Here is an 18,105-nt window from a genome sequence, read left to right on the forward strand (position 1 = left end):
ATATGCCACTCGAATGGCGTAGCGCTATACGAGTGTCCAATGTCGAGGAACGGGCTGCCGCTGGTCCGGAAACCGCACGGCGGCCGCCGCCGCGACGAGGCCGAAGGCGGCGGCCACGAGGTAGGTGACGGCGAAGTCGCCGGTGACGTCCGCCAACCAGCCGCCCGCGGGCGGGCTGACAAGCTGACCCACGCCGACGGCGAGCGAGATGGCGACGTACCCGGTGGCGAGGTGTCGCGGCGGGAGCCGGTCGGCCAGCGAGGCGGTGAGCACCGCCGGCACACCGGTCATGAGCATGCCGTAGAGCGCGCACGAGGCGAAGGTGAGCCCGGCCCGGTGGAGCGGTATCGCCGCGGCGCAGCCACTCAGGGCCACCAGCGCGCCCACGAGCAGGCGGCGCCGTCCCCACCCGTCGGAGAGCCGGCCGAGCACGAGACCGCCCACGACGTTCGTCAGGCCGAGGACGGAGAAGGCGGCCGTCGCCTGGCCGCTGCTGAGGTTGCCGTCCTCCTGGGCGGCGGCCACGACGTAGTTGGAGTACAACCCGTGGACGGTGCCGTAGAACAGGTAGATGGCGATCGCCCAGCCGATGCCGGCAGGAAGCCCTACGCGGGAGCGGCCACGCTCGGCGGCGGGAGCCGGCAGCCGGGCCGGGGCCGGCCGCAGCAGGACGAGCACCGACGCGATGACCAGCAGCCCGATGGCACCCTCGATCACCTATACCGCGCGCCACGAGCCCGGCCCGAACAGGTGGTCGGCCAGCCGCACGATCAGGCCGGTCAGCGCGACCGACGTGCCGATCCCGGAGAGCATCAGCCCGTAGGCGACACCGCGCCGCTCGGCCGGCGCCGTGCTCGATACGACGGGTACGCACGAGATCCACACCGTGCCGGACGCGACACCGAGCACGAACATCACCATCAGCACGAACGACACGCCCCGTACGGCGGGGGTCAGCGCCAGGCACGCCGTTGCCACGCCGAGGCCCCGGAGGACGTGGGTGCGGGCCGGGGTACGCCGCAGCCACGCGTTGCTGAGCAGCGTGCCGGCGAGGTAGCCACCGAGGTTGGCCGCGCTGACCAGGCCGGCGAGCGAGTAGCTGCCGAGGTAGTCGCTGGTCATCTCCTCCAGGAGGACGGGGAAGGTCAGGCGCCCGAACCCCATCGTGAAGCCGCTGGCGGCGGCCATCAGCAGCGCCGGGACGAGCCACGAGCCGGGCGCCCTCACCGGTGGCTCAGCCGTCGACGCGCCGCATCGTGACCGTGCCGGACGCCACCGTCCCGCGCGTGGTGCGGAACTCGAGCCGGAGCCGCAACAGGTTGCGGGTGCGGCCGTCGACGGTGACGGCGGCCGTCAGGTCCGGCCCGCATGCCGGCATCGAGGCCAGGTAGGCCATGGTCGCGTCGAGCACGCGCCACCGCTCGGGATCCGGCCGGCAGAACTCCTCCGCCGCCACCACGAGCAGGGAGTGCTGCGCCCCGCCGTGCATTACGCCGAACGGGTTGCCGACCGCCGGGTCGCCGGCGACCTCCAGCAGCCCTCCGGCATCGGTGCGCGCGCGCCACCGCAGCCCGAAAAGTTCGGGGAGCGACCGCGTGGTCAGCTGGTTGTCGGCCTCGACCGCGTAGCGCCGGATGTGGTCAGGGCTGGCCGCGACCATCCGCAGCCGCCCCACGCAGCGGGCGATCGGCCGGCCGTCCGCGGCCTCGATGGTCGCCTCGGAGAGCGCGAAGCCGTCGTCGAGGTCGCGCAGGACGCCCCGGCCCACGACGGTGCCGCCGGGATGGTCGGTCGCGGTGAGAAGGTCGATCCGCAGGTCGATGGTGCGGCACCCCATGGGCGCGCCGTCGACGCTCATCGCCGCCCGGGCCAGCAGCACGTCCGCGAGCGGCCCCAGCCAGCCGGAGCTGTCGCTGCGCGGCGGCACGAGGGTCGTGGCACGGCACGTGCCGTCCGCGATCTCGACCACGCGCGTGCCGAAGGCTTGCTCCGCCGCGTTGCTCGAGATGAGGATCTGCTCGCGCGTGGGCGTGTCGCTGGCGGTCAACGCGGGCCCGCGCTGACCACGAGAGACGCGTTCTGGCCGCCGAAGCCGAACGCGTTGACCTGCATCCACTCCATCGAACGCTTGCGCGGCTCGCCGAGCACGAGGTCGAAGCGGATGTCCGGCTCGGGATCGGTGGTCGCGCCCGTCGGGGCCACCTGCCCGCGCCGCAGTCCCTCCAGCAGGATGGCGAGGCCGATGGCGCCGGCCCCGCCGGCGGGGTGCCCGAGGGTCCCCTTCGGCGAGGTCACCGACACGTCCGGGGCGTGGTCGCCGAACAGGTTGTTGACCGCGCGGATCTCGGCGACGTCACCCTTGGGGGTGCCGGTGGCGTGGGCCACGAGCACGTCGACGTCGGCCGGTCCGATCCGCGCCTCGTCGATGGCCAGGGACATGGCCAGCCGCTCCCACTCGCCGGACGGGTCGGGGGTCGACGGGTGGTACGCCTCGGACGAGGTGCCCCAGCCCTGGATCCAGGCGTGCACCCGGGCCCCCCGGGCGCGCGCGTGCGCCGCGCTCTCCAGCACGAACATGCCCGATCCCTCGCCCATCACCATGCCGGCGCGGTTGACGTCGAAGGGCTGGCACGCCCTGCCGGGGTCGGTCACCCGCGCCGACCCCATCCCGTAGTTGTAGCGGGCGTAGCCGCTGGCCGGCACGAACTCGCCGTCGACGCCATAGGTGAGGCCGCCCTCCGTGCCGCCCACCAGCGCGACGTCCGCCTGCCCGGAGGCCACCAGCCGTGCACCGAGCCCGATCGCGTCGAGCGACGAGGCGCAGGCCGTCGTGATCGTCAGGCACGGCCCGTGCAGCCTCCACCGCATGGCGATCTGCGCGGCGGCCATGTTGGGCCAGACCTTGATCATCATCTTGGGGTCGGCGGCCGCGCGGCCGAGCCGGTCCACGTCGTACTGGACCCGCTCCATCGTCTGCGTGCCGTTCTTCGACGTGCCGACCACGATCGCGGTGCGCCGGTCGTCGAGCGCCGTGAGGCCGGAGTCGGCCAGCGCCGAGGTCACCGCCGCGCCGGCGTGCTGGGCAAAGGGATCGATGCCGGTCAGCATGCGCCCGTCCATCCAGGACGGTGGCACGAAGTCGGCGATCGGCGCCCAGTACTCGAAGCGCTCCGGGTCGCCGCGCGTCCACGGCGTCTCCCGGACCGCGGACTCGCCGGCCACCAGACGGTCGAAGAGGTCTCGTGGTGCGTGACCGAGCGCGGATACCACGCCGATCCCGGTGATCGCCACGTCAAGGCTCATGCTCCGCTCCCCAGTGTGACCAGATATAGGACACACATTAGGACGAGCAACGAATTAGTGTCTAGTGTCAGCGGCCTCACGGTCTCGACAACTGGAAGATTCGGGCTACCACGACGGACAGAGATGATGTTTGTGAGCACCTCCCGTCCGGGGTCTGACCCTACGACGGACTGACCTTTGGGTCTTCGCGATGATCTGTCGGCCCTGGTCGGGAGGTGCTCGTGCACTCATCAGGCGTGGCGTTGTGACTTCATAGGAGCCTGGCTAGAGGCCCCGTCTCTGTCTTGTCCGCGTTGCCCGGCTGGTGCGTGCCGCCCTGCCCCCGGTCATCAAGCGACAGGACGACGATGCCTCCTATTACACCTGACACCGCCGCGTTCGACGTTGCCGGTGGTGTCGACACCCACCAAGACACGCACACCGCCGCCGTGATCGACGCGGTCGGGCGGGTGCTGGGCACCCAGCAGTTCCCCGCCACGACGGCCGGCTACACCGCCCTGCTGGCCTGGATGCGCGAGTTCGGCCGGCTGGGCCGGGTCGGGGTCGAGGGGACCGGCGCCTACGGCGCCGGCCTGGCCCGCCTGCTGCACGAGCAGGACGTCGAGGTGATCGAGGTCGACCGCCCGGACCGCAAGACCCGCCGCCTGCAGGGCAAGTCCGACCCGATCGACGCCATCGCCGCAGCCAAGGCGGCCCTGGCCGGCGAACGCACCGGCACCCCCAAACAACGCGACGGCCGCGTCGAAGCCCTGCGCAACCTACGAGTGGCCCGACGCAGCGCCATCGAGCAACGCGCCGACACCCAACGCCAGATCAAAACCCTGATCGTCACCGCCCCCGACGAACTACGCGCCCGGCTACACACCCTGCCCGTCAACAAGCTGATCGCCACCTGCGCGAACCTGCGAGGCGACCGGACCGACGCCGCCCGCCCAGCCACCGCCGTCAAACTCGCCCTACGCGCCCTGGCCCGCCGCCACCAACAACTGTCCGCCGAGATCACCGACCTGGACGAACTCCTCGCACCCCTCGTCGCCGCCATCAACCCCAACCTGCTGACCGCCAACGGCGTCGGCCCCGACATCGCCGGCCAACTACTGGTCACCGCCGGCCAAAACCACGACCGGCTCACCAGCGAAGCCGCGTTCGCCATGCTCTGCGGCGTCGCCCCCATCCCCGCCAGCTCCGGCAAGACCACCCGCCACCGCCTCAACCGCGGCGGCGACCGACAAGCCAACGCCGCCCTCTACCGCGTCGTACTCACCCGCCTACGCTGGGACCCCCGCACCCGGGACTACATGCAACGACGCACCAAAGAAGGCTTGTCCAAGAAAGAAATCATCCGCTGCCTGAAGCGGTACATAGCCCGCGAACTCTACCAACTCATCACAACAAACAATCTTGAACCAGCCACTTGACATCCATAGGAGCATCATCGCGGCCGCCCAAATCTGCCGGCTTGAAGTCTTCGATCTGGCCCACGGCTGGGAACGCCGGGCGCGCGCGGCGGCTCAGCCGGCGATCACGCCGCGGCCCCACGAGTCGGGATGAGGCAGCTGCATGACCTCCGCCGTCAGCGCGGCCGCGAAGTCCTCCGGCCGCCAGGCGCCGAGCTCGCGGGTCCAGGTGGCGGTCGGGGCCGGGTGGGACCAGACCGACAGCCGCCGCCCGTCGAAGGAGATGACCTGGCCGTGCAGGTGGGCGGCGGCGGGGCTGGCCAGGTAGCTCACGACCGGTGCGACCGTCTCCGGCGGCGGGAACGTGGCCTCGTGGCCGACCGCGGCGGCCGCGTCGGCGAAGACCGCGGTCATCCGGGTGCGCGCGACCGGGTAGAGCACGTTGCAGCGGATCCCGAACTTGCCCAGCTCCATCTCCAGGACGCGGTTGAGCCCCACGATGCCGGCCTTCGCCGCCGCGTAGTTGGCCTGGCCGAACATGCCGAAGAGTCCGGCGCCGGACGTGACGCTGAGGATGTGACCGCCGCGGCCGCGCATCGCGCGGGCGGCGGCCGCGCTGCAGGCCCAGGTGCCGCGCAGGTGTACGGCCAGCACCTCGTCCCACTCCGCCGCGGTCATCTTCACCACCGAACGGTCGCGGGTGAGGCCGGCGTTGTTGACGAGCAGGTCGATGCGGCCGAACGCGTCCACGCACGTGTCGACGAGCCGGCCGCAGAAGTCCGGGTCGACGAGCGAACCCACGCGGCACACCGCCGTGCCGCCGGCGCCCTCGATCAGCCGCACCGTCTCCGCCGCCGCGTCGGGGTCCGTGCCGTTGACCACCACGGCGTACCCGTCGCGGGCCAGGGCCATCGCGAAGCTCCGCCCCAGACCGCGCGAGGACCCGGTGACGACCGCCGCGCTCCGCTCGCTCATCGCGCGCCCGCGCCCAGCATGGAGAGCAGGTAGGCGCCGCCGATCCGGTCGGCCCGCGGAGGCAGGACGTCGAACTGGGACATGATCTGCACGAGGTCGTACTGCGCGAGGTAGCGGGAGAGCAGCCCGTCCTCGAAGGCGAGCAGGATGTCGCAGCCGTACGTGGTCGCCGTCTTGCCGGTGCCGAAGCTGGCCGGTGCCGAGCACGTCTGCCGGAAGAGGAAGAGCGCCCGGCCGTCCGCCGGCGCGGTGAAGGTCTGCACCTCCTCGAACCGCACGTCCGGCATCACCCGGTAGATGGTGTCGACGTACTCGCGCAGCTCCTCGTGCCCGTGGATCACCCGCGGCCAGAACACGAGGTCCTCCCAGACGATGTCCGGATGCATCAGCCGCATCACCGTGCCTGTGTCGAGCGAGTTCCACGCCGCCGCCCACCGGTGGCAGAAGTCGCGCAGGAACTCCTCGGTGACGGGGTCGCCCTTGGGTATCACGATCGGTTGCCTCCTCCACAGGCCGGTCGGCGCCAGTGAACGACGAATAGGCTGATGGTGTCAAGGTTTCTAGCGCAGGCCAAGCCATCCGGCGGCAATATTGGTGAACAGCTAATAGGGCGCAGCGTGGCAGACCTGCGCTAGAGTCCACGGCGAAAGCAGGCCTGATGCTGTCGCTGACGAGGGGAAGCCACGGTGGGTGGTGCAAGGCCCGCGACACCCAAGGGACGGGACACCGCGCCGCGCCGGGACGCGCAGATCGCGCACGTCGCCGGTGAGCTCTTCCAGAAACGCGGCTACGCCAACGTCGCGGTCCGCGACGTCGCCGCGGCCGTGGGGGTGACCGCCCCCGCGGTCTACCGGCACTTCCCGGGCAAGCAGGCGCTCCTGCTGGCGGCCATCGAGTCCGGCCTGGCCCTCGTCGACGAGGCGCTGGCGCAGGCGCGCGCCGGGTCCGCCGCCGGTGCCCTGTCCCTGATGACTCCGCTGTCGCGGGTCGCGGTGGAGCGGCGCGACCTGTGGCTGCTCGTGCGCCGGGAGGCCAGGTACCTGGCCGACGACGACGCCCGGCGGGTCAGGGGAGTGTTCAGCGCCCTCGTCGCCCGGATGCGCGCGCTGATCGCCGAGCAGCGCGCCGACCTGTCCCGCGACGACGGTGCCCTGCTGTCCCACGCCGCGCTGGCGACCCTGGAGGCGCCCTCGCAGTACCCGCAGCGGCAGGCGCGGGCCGCGCTGGCCAGTTCGTTGGCCGACGCGGGCGCGCGCGTGGCCGCCTTCTCGTTCGGCGCCCTGCCCGCGCTGCCGTCGCCCGCGTCCCAGGAGGGCATCGGGCGCGCCACGGGCGACGGGTCGCGGGCCGAGGCGATCCTCGCGGCGGCGGCGAGGCTCTTCGCCGAGCGCGGCTATCCGGAGGTGAGCCTCGACGACGTCGGCGCGGCGGTGGGCATCAGCGGCCCCAGCATCTACCACCACTTCTCCAGCAAGTCGCTGATCCTGGCCCGCCTGACGCAGCGCGCTTTCGAGTCGATCGAGCTCAACCGCACGCACGCGCTGCGCCGCCACAGCGACCCCCGGAGCGTGCTCCGCCAGTTCGTCGTCGACCAGGTCGCCCTCGCCCTGACCCACAACCCGCTCTACCGCGTGTTCACCGACGAGTCGATCCACCTGGAGCAGGGCCAGCGACAGCGGTTTCTCACCGCCCAGCGCTCGCTGTTCGACCACTGGGTCAGCATCCTGGTCCGGGCCCGGCCGGCCCTGACCCCGGCCGCGGCGTACGTCCAGGTCTCGTCCGGGCTGTGCGTCGTCAACGACATGGCACGCTCGCGCCGGTTGAAGGCACAGGACCAGATCCACGCGCGGGTGGCCGCCCTCGTCTGCCATCACCTGGGAGTGGGCGGCGATGACTGATCGTGCCGGGTCCCGCGGGCGGGTGGAGGGCGCGCTGCTGGAGCTGCTGGCGCACCGGCGCCGCCTGCGCGACGCGCCGCCGCCGGACGCGCGGTTTCGCGGTCCGGAGGTGATCCGGGCCGGCCTCCAGCGCTGGATGGGCGACGAGCACGGCCCGCACGCCAGGGTGAGCGACCTGCGCCGGCTCTCCGGCGCCGGCACCAACGAGCTGTACGCCTTCACGCTGCACCGCGGCGGCGCGCGGGAGAGCCTCGTGCTGCGGGTCAAGGTCCCCGGATCCGGGGTGGTGACGCACCTGGGGCGTGAGGTCCAGGCCATGCGGGCCGTCGACGGGCTGATCCCGGTGCCCCGCCCGCGCTGGTCCACCCACGACGCGCGATACCTCGGCGCGCCCGCGGTCGTCACCGACTTCAGCCCCGGGGTGCAGGCGCCGCGCGGGCAGGTGACGCGGGCTAGCGGCATGGGCACCAGGTATCCCGAGCCGCTACGGTCGAAGCTGGCGCCGCAGTTCGTCACCTACGAGGCGCTGCTGCACGCCTTCGACGTCAGCCGCGCCGATCTCGACACGTTCGAACCGCCGCGGGCCGGCACGACCGACGCCGTCGACTGGCGACTGGCGTTCTGGGACCGGGTCTGGGACGAGGACCGGCTGGAGGAGCACCCCTCGATGTCGCTGGCGCGCGACTGGCTGTGGGAGCACCGCCCGGTGGTCGACGTCGTGTCGCTGCTGCACGGCGACTACCGCAACGGCAACTTCCTCTTTGACGAGGAGCGCGGTGTGGTGACCGCGGTCATCGACTGGGAGATGACCTGGATCGGCGACCGGCACGCCGACCTCGCGTACACGATGTTCAAGTCGTTCGGGCACGTGGAGGACGGCGTGACCCTGGTGGCCGGGCTGCTGGACGCCGGCCGGTTCGTCGCGGCGTACGAGGAGGTCTCCGGGCTGCCGGTCGACCCCGAGCGGCTGCACTACTACTTCGTGTTCAACATGTACTGGTCCAACATCTCACTGCTCGCCACCGGGCTGCGCAACGCCGCGGCCGGCATGACCCAGCTCGACGTCATGTACCAGACGATGGCCGGCAAGGGCGTGATGTCGTGCGCCGCCCTCAACAGAGTGCTCTTCGGAGGCGCCCGATGATCCCGTCGCTGGACCGTCACCTGGAGGCGATCAGGGAACGTCTCGCCGAGACGATCTTCCCGATGCTGCCGCCCGAGGCGGAGTTCGCGCGCGAGCAGGCGGCGTTCGTGCTCATGGCGCTCGACGTGGTCCGCGCCGTGCACCCGCACGCCTACCGGTACGAGGTGGTCGAGCGCCACGAGTACGCGGCCGCGCTCGGCGACCTCCTTTCAGTGGGCGCCGCCGATCACGAGGCCGCCGCCGTCCTCGCCGCGCCGGAGCCCCGGGCCGACGAGGCGAGCATCCCGCTCGCCGCGCTGGCCGAGGGCAACCGCGCGCTCAAGACCGCCGTGACCCAGCTATTCGAGGCGCTGTGCGCGGAAGGCGGCGCGGCGGCCGACCGGGCGCGCGAGGTGATGCGCGGCCTCGCCGTCCGGCAGGTCGCCCGGGAGCGCGCGCTGTTCGCCAGCACCGGCTACACCCAGAGCGACACGAGCCTCGCCGAGCTGCTCGCCAAACCGCCGGCGGCCGGCTGACCGCGTGCCGTCAGGATGCTGAGCGGATCCGGTCGTACGCGGCGCCGATGCGGCCGACGACCTCGGGGTGCCAGATGATCTCCCGGTAGGCCAGCGTCTCGTAGGTCAGCGCCGAGATCGGGTCCATCGCCGGTGCCCGCAGCGCCATCTCCTTGTTGTTCATGGCGGACTCCACCGTCGTCTCGGCGATCGACTCCGCCAGACCAGTCGCGGCCTTCACCACCGTGCCGGCCTCGACGAGCCGGTCGAGCAGCCCGATTCGCAGGGCCTCCGCGGCGTCGATCTTGTCACCGGAGAACGTGAGCAGCTTGGCCTGGCTGAGCCCGACGATGCGCCACAGCGGCGAGAAGTACGGCGTGAGCCCCATCTTGATCTGCGGGTAGCCCATGACGGCGTTGCTCGCGCCGATCCGGATGTCGCAGAAGACGGCGATGTCGCAGCCCCCGCCCAGGGCCGGCCCGGCGACCGCGGCGATGGTCGGCTTTGGGTAGTCCAGCAGCGTGCCGTAGGCCCGCAGGCACGCCTTCGAGTACGCCGCGCGCTTGCTCTTGTCGTCGAAGACGGACTGCAACGCGAGGTCGAGGCCAGCGCAGAAGACGTCCTCGCCGCCGGTGAGGACGGCGCAGGCCACGCCGTCGTCGTCCCGCCAGGCGTCGAGGCAATCGCTCAGGTCGGTGAACAGCTCGATGCTGAGCGCGTTGCGGCGGTCGAGCCGGTCGAAGGTGATCCTTCCGACGCCGTTCTGTACCGAGGTCTTGATCTGGGTGAACTGTGGCATGGGACCCCTTCGTCGCGGAACGTTCCCCCGCCGCGCGCCGCCGGGGGAAATATGTGAACGGCCGCTTGGTGGAGTCTATCGAACCAAAAGTTCCGAAGGATCGTCAATCCCAGCGTTGTTTCGCTAGCTCAGGGCGGCTATGGTTCATCGTCACTAGGCTGATCAACCGTGTAGGGAGGCGACCGTGGTGACTTTGGCGAGCGCGCTGGAAAACGCGGCGGAGCGGGTGCCCGAGCGGACCGCGCTGGTGTTCGGCGACCTGCGGCAGACGTACGCGGAGCTGGACGCGACGGTCAACCGGGTCGCCTCGGTGCTCGCCAAGGCCGGTCTCGGCGCCGGCGAGCGGTGCGCAGTGATGGGGGTCAACACGCCCGGCTTCGTGTACGCGCTGTTCGCGACGGCCAAGCTCGGCGCGATCTTCGTACCGGTCAACCCGCGGTCGGCGCCGCCCGAGGTCGCGCACATCCTGCGTGACAGCGGTGCCCGCGTACTGGTCGTCGACCCGGCCCTGGTCCAGGTGGCGACGGCGGCGATCGGGCAGCTCGACGCGGACGCGCCGGCCCTGCTCTGCCTCGGTGCCGCCGACGGGTACCCGGACCTGCTCGCTGAGGCGGTCGGGTGCAGCGCGGAGCGGGCGCCGTCGACCGTGACCGAGCAGGACGACGCCATGATTCTCTACACGAGCGGCACGACCGGGTTCGCCAAGGGCGTGCTGATGGACCACCACCGTCTGGTGTGGACTGGCGTCACCATCCCCGTCGGCACCATCGGCATGACCGAAGGCGCGTCACTCGTGCACGTCGCCCCGCTGTACCACTCGGGGGAGATGACGATGATGCTGATCCCGGGTGTGCTCGTCGGCGCCACCCACGTGATCCTGTCCCACTTCGACGCCGCGACGGTCCTCGACACGATGGAGCGCGAGCGCACCACGATCTTCTTCGGCGTTCCCACGATGTACCAGATGTTGTTGGCCGAGTACCTGAAACGGCCCCGTGATCTGTCGGCTTGGCGCTCGTCGATCTACGGCGCAGCACCGATGCCGCCGGAGGTGGCCGCGCGGCTGCAGGAGACGTTCGCCGACGTGCGGCTCTTTTCCTGCTACGGCCCGACCGAGGCCGGACCCAGCGGGTTCTTCTCCAGCCCGCAGGAGGCGGTGCGGCGTCCTGAGGTGACGGGCTACCGGGCGTTTCCGCTCATGCGGGTCCGCGTTGTCGACGCGGCCGGCAAGGACGTCGCCCCTGGTGAGGTGGGCGAGGTGCTGCTCGCAGGCGAGACGGTGATGAAGGGCTACTGGCGCAACCCGGCCGCGACGGAGGAGGCGTTCCTCGACGGCTGGCTGCGCACCGGGGACCTGGCCCGCCTCGACTCGGACGGCGCGATGACCATCGTCGACCGCCTCAAGGACATGATCATCAGCGGCGGCCGCAACATCTACTGCGTCGAGGTCGAAAACGCCGTGGCCAGCCATCCGGCCGTGGCGGACTGCGCGGTGGTCGGGCGCCCCGATCCGGTGTACGGGGAGACGGTGGTCGCCTGCGTCACCCTAGCCGGCGGTCAGGCACTGACCCTGGACGAGCTGCGCGCGCACTGCGCCGAGCTCATCGCCGACTACAAGCTGCCGCGCGAGCTCATCTTCGGCCCGGTCCCCCGCAACCCGTCCGGCAAGATCCTCAAGCGCGTCCTCCGTGAGGGCATGGCCACCTCGACCCCACAAGTATCCAACCGATAGCCGGTATCCAACCGATAGCCGGCCGAAGCCGCGTTCGGTCTGGTTGCGGGTCTTGTACCGCTCTGGGTTGAGATTCGGTGGTCGCCCACCGTGCAATCGCTGGCGGGCGCGGCTTGCCCGCACATCATCATCCCGTTTCCGTCTCCTCAGACCGCCGGGTCGCGACCCCGGGCGTCAGCGACGACTAGGTCCACGGATCGGCATGTCCACGGGTGAGGCCGCGGGAGCGGCGTCGGGACCACGACGAACATCGCGGCAGCCCACATCTCTATGTCTTATGGAACTTCAGGTTTCAAGGCGAGGGACGCAAAGCTCTCACATCGAGCGCGAATGCCCGCTAGACCTTTGGTCGTGCGGGGTCGGGGTGACGCCGATGCAGCCGAAGGCCGTGTGCTCCAGGCGCACGCGGAACGCGGGATGGACTCGCATGTGGGCCGAACCGGCCAGGTCGTTGATGATGCAGAGCGCGGAGAACACGCGCACGCGGGCCTGTGTCTCGGTGTAGTCGGGGCGCGCGGTCCGGGTGAGCTGGATCCAGCGTTCCATGAATGCCTTGTGTGAGCCGGTGATCCAGCTGTGCTCGTCGGGCGGAAGCTGGATGGACTCGTTCTGGTAGACGCGAAACAGGTCCCAGTGGTTGAGTGCCAGGTCGACGTGGTCGGCCACAAGCTGGCGCAGGACGCGGATCGGGTCGTCGTGGGTGGTCAGCGCGGAGTGGAGGTCCAGCTCGATCCACTCCGCGGCCCGGCGCAGCACGCCGACGAGGACGTCGATCTTGCTGCTGAAGTGGTGGTAGAGGCTGGGGCCGGCCATCCCGGCGGCCGATCCGATGTCGATGAGGCTGACCTCCTGGTAGCCGTGCTCGGCGAACAGCCGGGCGGCGAGGCCCAGCAACTCCTCCCGGCGGGAGAGTTCGCCGTCGAAGGGCTTCTTGGGCAGGACGTCGGGGGTCGGGCGATCGTTGCCGGCATCGAGGTTGGCCACGTCGATGGCGACGTCGCCCATGGTGGTCTCCAGGACCTTGGGGTTGAACCGGTATCCGAACTGCGACGGCACGGCCAGGGTGGCCAGGGCCGACCTCGCGGCGAACTCCCGGGCATCGGGGTCGAGTCGGGGGCGCTCGTGCGCCAGCCGCTCCTGCAGCGTGCCCAGGATCGTGGCGAGCCGCTGCCGGATCGCCTTTCGCAGCGGGGGATCCAGGTGGCGCAGCTCCCGGCGGACGAGGATCCACAGATCCTCCCGCGCGACGGCTGCCCCCGCCGCCGCCCGCAACGCGTCGTCGAGCGACTCCCCGGCCTTTCGCAGCGCCTCTTCGACGACGTCGAGGCCGGAGGTGATGGCGGCGTGGAGCAGGTCGTTCTTGCTGTCACAGTGGCGGTAGAGCGCCGAGGCGGTGATGCCGAGGGAGGCGGCGACGTCCTTCATCCCCACCATCGGGTAGCCGCGCCGCTGGAACAGCCGGGCGGCCGCGCGGACGACCTGGTCGCGCCGCTCGGGGATGGGCGGCCGGCCGCGGCGGCGCGGGGCGTACGTCCCTGGCATCGGACCCCTTTCCTGGACGCTCAACAGACCTACGTTACTCGCCGGTGCCCCATCCTTCGAGCGGCCGTCCCGCGCCGAACTGCTTAGTCAGATTAAGTGATTGGCAGGTAGACGGTGCTCAGGTTTCCGGCTACGGTCAGGCGACCAGTGCTTCCGGGACGGCCTACCCCCTTGACGTCGGGGCGGCGTGACGTCAGTCTCATATTGGTTAGTCACGTAAAGGATCGCCCACAGGGGCCCCCACGCCTCGTCGAGGAGGTCGGCAGTGATCTCACTGGCAATTACCGCGCTGTCCATGACAGCGGTGCTGGTTCCCCTGGTTATCTCGGTGAGCCTGCTGTTCCGGGTCAGCGGAGTGGTGAACTTCGGGACCGGCGGGTTCTGCGTCTTCGCGGGCGCCGCCTGTGCCACCTGGGGCGCGTCGAACGCGTTCCTCGGTGTCGTGTCGACACTGCTGGCCGGTGCCGTCCTCGGCTCGGTGTGCTACCTGATCGCCATCTACCCCGCGCAGCGCCAGGGAGTGCCGGCGATCGGCCTCACCCTCGCGACGCTGGGCTTCGGCCTGTTGCTCACCTTCCTGACCCGCACCTGGTTCGGCGGTGAACCCTCGATAGTCCAGCCATGGCTTCCTGGATCGGTAACCATCGGGGACTACCAGACGGCGCGGCAGCGGCTGCTGGTCATCGTTCTCGCGGCGTTGCTGGTGGGGCTGCTCTACCTGCTGTTCGACCGCACGCTGATCGGCCGCGCGCTGACCGCCGTGGCTCACGACCCCGAGCTGGCCGGCATGTACGGCATCCGGGCCCGGCGGTTCGAGGTCCTGGCCTGGGTCGTCTCCGGTGTCTGCGTGATCATCGGCGGGATGTTCCAGGCCACGCTGGCCAGCGTCTCCGTGGACATCGCGCCGACCCTACTCGTCTACGCGCTGGTCGGGGCCGTGATCGGCGGGCTGGGCAGCCTCTTCGGGGCGGTCGGCGGCGCGCTCATCGCGGGGATCGGCATGACTCTGACCGACGAGTACCTACAGGCCGGCTACCACCTGACGGCGCTGTTCGTGATCCTTTCCCTTGTCCTCGTGGTGCGGCCGCAAGGCCTCTTCACCTTCCGCGGAACGGCGGAGCGGGTATGAGTGAGCGAAGCGAGCGAATCATCGAGTACAGCGTGCGCGGTGCCTCATGCCCGCCCGCGGCGAAGCGAGGACGGGCATGAGCTCGACAGTGAACGAGTCCGAAGCCGACCTGGCGCCGCGGCTGCGGCGCCCGCGCCCGGTCAAGCGCGGCGGTGCGCGGGCGGGGATCCCGCGCTCGTGGTTGCACGTCGTCGGTCCGCCGCTGATCCTCCTCGTGGTCGGGCTGGCCACCTCGGGTAACGAGTACTACCTGCACCTGGCCACCGCGGCCGCGATCGCGTACATCCTGACGGCGAGCTTCAACCTGATCTACGGGTACGGCGGCATCTTCAACCTTTCGATCATCATTACCTACGGGCTCGGTGCCTTCACGAGCGTCTGGCTCGAGGTCAGGTTCGGCATGTCGTTCTGGCTGGCCACCGTCGTGGCGATCCTGGTCACCGCCGCGCTGTCCGTGCTCATCGCGCTGCCCAGCAGCACACTCAACGAGCTGTTCCTGGCGATCCAGACGCTCGCCTTCGCGCTCGCGCTGGCCGAGGTGCTGAGCCAGTGGGACGAGTTCACCGGCGGCACGGTCGGCATCTACCTGATCCCGTCCCCCTCGTTCTTCGGCACCGACCTCATCGGCGGGTTGCCGGCGTTCTACTGGCTCACCGCCGTGGCGGTCGGTCTGGTCGCCGAGCTGATGCGGCGCATCCACCGGTCGGGGGTTGGCCGGCGGCTCGTCGCGCTGCGCGAGGGCCCGCGCGTGCTGGCCTCGGTGGGGGTCTCCCCGGCCTCGACGAGGCTGCTGGCCTTCGGCCTCGCCGGTGCGATGGCCGGTCTCGCCGGCGTACTGTTCGCGCACTTCCAGATGGTCATCGAGCTGGAGACCTTCAACTTCAACCGGCTCGCCGCGCTGCTGCTGGCCACGATCCTGGGCGGCGCCGGCTTCCTCTACGGGCCGCTGTTCGGCGTCCTGGCGCTGGTGGTCATGGACGAGCTGTCGCTGGCCACCAGCCAGGCGCAGGACCTCATCTACGGCATCGGCGTGCTGGTGCTGGTGCTGGCGACCCGCGGCGGGATCGCCGGGGCGGTCGACCGGGTGGTCCGGCGGCTCAGCGGACGGCGCCGAGGTCCCGAGCCGGAACTGTCCGAAGGCGATCCCTCGACCTCGATCGAAGCTCTCGCCGCGGCCCCCACCGGCCCGCCGCGCGCCCTGGAGGTACGCGACCTGCGGGTGGCGTTCGGGGGCACCGTGGCCGTCGACGACGTCAGCATGGTGGTGCGGACCGGTGAGGTCGTCGGGCTGATCGGACCCAACGGTGCGGGCAAGACCACGCTGCTCAACGGCATTACCGGCGACGTCCGCGTGACTGGTGGGAGCCTCACGCTCGACGGCGCGAGCCTGCTCGGGATGCGCCAGCAGGATGTCGTCCGGCGCGGCGTGGGGCGTACCTTCCAGAGCCCCAAGGTCATTCCCGAGCTCACCCTGCTGGAAAACCTCATGATCGGCGGTGACGCCCGCGGCGGAGCCGGCTGGATCCGGCAGGTCGCCAACTCGCCCAGGAACCGGCGGATCGAGCGGGAGACGCGCGAGCGCGCGCTCAGCCTGCTCGCGGACTTCTCACTGGCCGGCCGGGCCAACCACCGCGCCGCCGACCAGCCGTACGGCGTGCTGCGACTCGTCGAGGTGGCCCGCAACCTGATGCTCGACCCCGCCTTCATCCTCCTCGACGAGCCCGGCGCCGGTCTGACCGAGTTCGAGCGGGAGGAGATCGCCGCCACGATCCGGTCGCTCAGCAAGCGGCAGATCGGCGTGGTCTTGGTCGACCACAACATGCTCCTGATCACCTCGGCCTGCGACCGCGTCTACGTGCTCGACGCGGGCAAGGTCATCGCGGAGGGGCCGCCCGCCGAGGTGTTCGCCCAGTCCGGCGTCCGCGCCGCCTACCTCGGAGTCGCCGAATGAGTACCCCGCTGCTGGAGGCGCGCGACCTCTCCGTCTCGTACGGGCGTCTCGAACCGGTCCTGCGGCAGGTTAGCCTGGCCCTGCGACCGGGCGAGATCCTGGGGCTCGTCGGCATGAACGGCGCCGGCAAGACGACCCTGATGCGCGCCCTCTCCGGAGGTCTGAAGGCGCGATCCGGCGAGGTGCTCTTCCGCGGCACGAGCATCCAGGGCCGCTCGACCGCCGCACTGGCCCGGTCCGGCCTGGTCATCCTGCCGGAAGGGCATCGCGTGATCCGGCCCCTCACCGTCGACGAGAACCTCGAACTGTCGACCATGTCGCTGGGGCGGGGCCGGGTCCGGGCACGGCTGAAGGCCACCCGCGAGCTCGTCTACGGCTTGTTTCCGGTGCTGCGGGAGCGCCGGCACCAGCTCGCCGGGCTGCTCTCCGGCGGCGAGCAGCAGATGCTCTCGCTGGCCCGGGCGATCGTACAGAAACCCAACGTGCTGCTGCTCGACGAACCGTCGCTCGGCCTCGCCCCGATGATCATCGACCGCATCTACGAGTCGCTCGGATCGCTGCGGGACGAGGGCATCTCGATGCTCATCGTGGAACAGAACAGCCAGCGCGTCGCCAAGACGTGCGATCGGCTGATCGTGCTCCGGGAAGGCGCTGTCGCCGCCGAGGGGAGCCCCGACGTCCTCGCGGGCGACCGGTTGCAGGCCGCGTACTTCGGCTGAGGCTCTTGCGGGCGCGAGGCTTTCGCGGGCGGCGGGCGGCGGGCCGGGTGCCGGCGTGGGCGGGCGGGCCGGGTGCCGGCCCGCCCGCCGGGGGCCGTCAGGCCAGGCGGTCGCGCAGCTCCAGGAAGTCGCCGATCCGCATCGTGTCGCTACCGGCGCCGAGCTCGGCCACGGCCGCGCCCAGGGACTCCTGGTCCCAGTGGACCTCGCGCCGGATCTGCGCGAGCGGCCGCCACGACTCCATGCGCTTGACCGTGTTGCCGTGCACGACGAACACCTCGCCGGTGATCCGCCGGGCGCCGGGGCCGGCGAGGAAGACGATCCACGGCACGATGCCCTCGGGGTCCCACTCGTCGACCTCGCCGGGAGCCGCGTCCATGTCCAGCCCCACGCCCTCGGTCATCGGGGTACGCGCGCGGGGGCAGATCGCGTTCGCCGTCACCCCGTAAGCGGCGAACTCGCGGGCCGCGACCTGGGTCAGCGCGATGATCCCAGCCTTGGCGGCCGAGTAGTTGGCCTGCCCGAAGGTGCCCCACAGGCCGGCCTCGGACGACGTCGCGATGACCGTCGCGTCGACCGGAGCGCCGGTCACGCGTGCCCGCTCGCGCCAGTGCACGGCGGCGAAGTGCATCGGGACGAAGTGCCCGTGCAGGTGCACGCGGATGACGTCGTCCCACTCCTTCAGGTCCATTTTGGACAGCGTCCGGTCGCGGACGATGCCGGCGTTGCACACGAGGATGTCCAGCGCGCCGGACCGGGCCAGCGACTGCTCGACAAGCTCGCGCCCGCCGTCCCAGCTGGTGATGTCGGAGTGGTTCGCCTCGGCGGAGCCGCCCTCCGCGCGGATCTCGGCCGTCACCCGGTCGGCGGTGCGCACGGACGGGTCGTCGGCGGCACGTCCGACATCGTTGACCACCACGTGTGCCCCCGCCCGGGCGAGCGCTCGGGCTTCCGCACGGCCGATGCCCTGGCCCGCTCCGGTGACGATGGCGACCTTGCCGGACAGTGTCATTCGGAATCCT

General features: G+C 71.0%; 15 protein-coding genes and 1 pseudogene. 8 read left to right on the forward strand and 8 right to left on the reverse strand.

What is annotated here, in order from left to right; translation table 11 throughout:
• Positions 1-24 precede the first annotated feature (24 nt).
• The 3 genes and pseudogenes from ACFFIA_RS15690 to ACFFIA_RS15700 all read right to left on the reverse strand — a co-directional run bounded on the left by ACFFIA_RS15690 (position 25) and on the right by ACFFIA_RS15700 (position 3,303).
• Positions 25-1,188: pseudogene (locus ACFFIA_RS15690) on the reverse strand (MFS transporter).
• Positions 1,189-1,234: 46 nt separating this feature from the next.
• A complete protein-coding gene (locus ACFFIA_RS15695; RefSeq protein WP_377251513.1) occupies positions 1,235-2,047 on the reverse strand; it encodes a PaaI family thioesterase in 813 nt (270 codons plus the stop codon).
• On the reverse strand, positions 2,044-3,303 hold the full coding sequence (locus ACFFIA_RS15700; protein ID WP_377251515.1) for a beta-ketoacyl-[acyl-carrier-protein] synthase family protein: 1,260 nt from the start codon (positions 3,301-3,303) through the stop codon (positions 2,044-2,046). The genes ACFFIA_RS15695 and ACFFIA_RS15700 overlap by 4 nt, the downstream gene beginning before the upstream one ends.
• 347 nt (positions 3,304-3,650) lie before the next feature.
• Here ACFFIA_RS15700 and ACFFIA_RS15705 point away from each other — a divergent pair, with 347 nt between their 5' ends.
• Positions 3,651-4,721: an IS110 family RNA-guided transposase gene (locus tag ACFFIA_RS15705; protein WP_377251517.1), complete on the forward strand. Its 1,071-nt coding sequence runs from the start codon at positions 3,651-3,653 to the stop codon at positions 4,719-4,721.
• A gap of 93 nt (positions 4,722-4,814) precedes the next feature.
• On the opposite strand, the gene ACFFIA_RS15710 is transcribed toward ACFFIA_RS15705, so the two are convergent.
• Positions 4,815-5,675, reverse strand: coding sequence for an SDR family NAD(P)-dependent oxidoreductase (locus ACFFIA_RS15710; protein ID WP_377251519.1), 861 nt, complete (start codon positions 5,673-5,675; stop codon positions 4,815-4,817).
• Entirely contained in the window at positions 5,672-6,166 is a 495-nt protein-coding gene (locus ACFFIA_RS15715) for a nuclear transport factor 2 family protein (RefSeq protein WP_377251521.1), read from the reverse strand. Before ACFFIA_RS15715 ends, ACFFIA_RS15710 begins: the two co-directional genes overlap by 4 nt.
• Positions 6,167-6,361: 195 nt before the next feature.
• Between ACFFIA_RS15715 and ACFFIA_RS15720 the strand changes: the two genes are divergently transcribed.
• The 3 genes from ACFFIA_RS15720 to ACFFIA_RS15730 are packed head-to-tail and all read left to right on the forward strand — an operon-like array spanning position 6,362 to position 9,232.
• Complete coding sequence (locus ACFFIA_RS15720) at positions 6,362-7,573, forward strand: TetR/AcrR family transcriptional regulator (protein ID WP_377251523.1); 1,212 nt, start codon at positions 6,362-6,364, stop codon at positions 7,571-7,573.
• On the forward strand, positions 7,566-8,717 hold the full coding sequence (locus ACFFIA_RS15725; protein ID WP_377251525.1) for a phosphotransferase family protein: 1,152 nt from the start codon (positions 7,566-7,568) through the stop codon (positions 8,715-8,717). Before ACFFIA_RS15720 ends, ACFFIA_RS15725 begins: the two co-directional genes overlap by 8 nt.
• The gene (locus ACFFIA_RS15730; RefSeq protein ID WP_377251527.1) at positions 8,714-9,232 is read left to right on the forward strand and encodes a hypothetical protein; all 519 of its coding nucleotides are present in this window, start codon (positions 8,714-8,716) and stop codon (positions 9,230-9,232) included. The genes ACFFIA_RS15725 and ACFFIA_RS15730 overlap by 4 nt, the downstream gene beginning before the upstream one ends.
• 10 nt (positions 9,233-9,242) lie before the next feature.
• Here the strand turns inward: ACFFIA_RS15730 and ACFFIA_RS15735 are convergent, their stop codons facing one another.
• Entirely contained in the window at positions 9,243-10,010 is a 768-nt protein-coding gene (locus ACFFIA_RS15735; RefSeq protein WP_377251529.1) for an enoyl-CoA hydratase/isomerase family protein, read from the reverse strand.
• 184 nt (positions 10,011-10,194) lie between these two features.
• Here ACFFIA_RS15735 and ACFFIA_RS15740 point away from each other — a divergent pair, with 184 nt between their 5' ends.
• Entirely contained in the window at positions 10,195-11,742 is a 1,548-nt protein-coding gene (locus ACFFIA_RS15740; protein ID WP_377251531.1) for a class I adenylate-forming enzyme family protein, read from the forward strand.
• Positions 11,743-12,057: 315 nt separating this feature from the next.
• On the opposite strand, the gene ACFFIA_RS15745 is transcribed toward ACFFIA_RS15740, so the two are convergent.
• Positions 12,058-13,284: a TetR/AcrR family transcriptional regulator gene (locus ACFFIA_RS15745; RefSeq protein WP_377251533.1), complete on the reverse strand. Its 1,227-nt coding sequence runs from the start codon at positions 13,282-13,284 to the stop codon at positions 12,058-12,060.
• Positions 13,285-13,549: 265 nt separating this feature from the next.
• Here ACFFIA_RS15745 and ACFFIA_RS15750 point away from each other — a divergent pair, with 265 nt between their 5' ends.
• The 3 genes from ACFFIA_RS15750 to ACFFIA_RS15760 all read left to right on the forward strand — a co-directional run bounded on the left by ACFFIA_RS15750 (position 13,550) and on the right by ACFFIA_RS15760 (position 17,083).
• Complete coding sequence (locus ACFFIA_RS15750) at positions 13,550-14,413, forward strand: branched-chain amino acid ABC transporter permease (RefSeq protein ID WP_377251535.1); 864 nt, start codon at positions 13,550-13,552, stop codon at positions 14,411-14,413.
• A 76-nt stretch (positions 14,414-14,489) separates the two neighbouring features.
• Positions 14,490-16,364, forward strand: a complete 1,875-nt coding sequence (locus ACFFIA_RS15755; RefSeq protein ID WP_377251537.1) for a branched-chain amino acid ABC transporter ATP-binding protein/permease — start codon at positions 14,490-14,492, stop codon at positions 16,362-16,364.
• A complete protein-coding gene (locus tag ACFFIA_RS15760; RefSeq protein WP_377251539.1) occupies positions 16,361-17,083 on the forward strand; it encodes an ABC transporter ATP-binding protein in 723 nt (240 codons plus the stop codon). Before ACFFIA_RS15755 ends, ACFFIA_RS15760 begins: the two co-directional genes overlap by 4 nt.
• A gap of 97 nt (positions 17,084-17,180) precedes the next feature.
• Here the strand turns inward: ACFFIA_RS15760 and ACFFIA_RS15765 are convergent, their stop codons facing one another.
• Positions 17,181-18,095: an SDR family NAD(P)-dependent oxidoreductase gene (locus ACFFIA_RS15765; RefSeq protein WP_377251541.1), complete on the reverse strand. Its 915-nt coding sequence runs from the start codon at positions 18,093-18,095 to the stop codon at positions 17,181-17,183.
• Between the last annotated feature and the right edge of the window lie 10 nt (positions 18,096-18,105).

Origin of the sequence: Phytohabitans kaempferiae, from assembly GCF_042433955.1 — a bacterium.
GTDB lineage: Bacteria > Actinomycetota > Actinomycetes > Mycobacteriales > Micromonosporaceae > Phytohabitans > Phytohabitans kaempferiae.

Coding starts and splice junctions, on each gene's coding strand:
- ACFFIA_RS15735 (WP_377251529.1), bottom strand. CDS start 10,010: ATGCCACAGTTCACCCAGATCAAGACCTCGGTACAGAACGGCGTCGGA.
- ACFFIA_RS15710 (WP_377251519.1), bottom strand. CDS start 5,675: ATGAGCGAGCGGAGCGCGGCGGTCGTCACCGGGTCCTCGCGCGGTCTG.
- ACFFIA_RS15760 (WP_377251539.1), top strand. CDS start 16,361: ATGAGTACCCCGCTGCTGGAGGCGCGCGACCTCTCCGTCTCGTACGGG.
- ACFFIA_RS15730 (WP_377251527.1), top strand. CDS start 8,714: ATGATCCCGTCGCTGGACCGTCACCTGGAGGCGATCAGGGAACGTCTC.
- ACFFIA_RS15725 (WP_377251525.1), top strand. CDS start 7,566: ATGACTGATCGTGCCGGGTCCCGCGGGCGGGTGGAGGGCGCGCTGCTG.
- ACFFIA_RS15745 (WP_377251533.1), bottom strand. CDS start 13,284: ATGCCAGGGACGTACGCCCCGCGCCGCCGCGGCCGGCCGCCCATCCCC.
- ACFFIA_RS15765 (WP_377251541.1), bottom strand. CDS start 18,095: ATGACACTGTCCGGCAAGGTCGCCATCGTCACCGGAGCGGGCCAGGGC.
- ACFFIA_RS15705 (WP_377251517.1), top strand. CDS start 3,651: ATGCCTCCTATTACACCTGACACCGCCGCGTTCGACGTTGCCGGTGGT.
- ACFFIA_RS15700 (WP_377251515.1), bottom strand. CDS start 3,303: ATGAGCCTTGACGTGGCGATCACCGGGATCGGCGTGGTATCCGCGCTC.
- ACFFIA_RS15755 (WP_377251537.1), top strand. CDS start 14,490: ATGAGCTCGACAGTGAACGAGTCCGAAGCCGACCTGGCGCCGCGGCTG.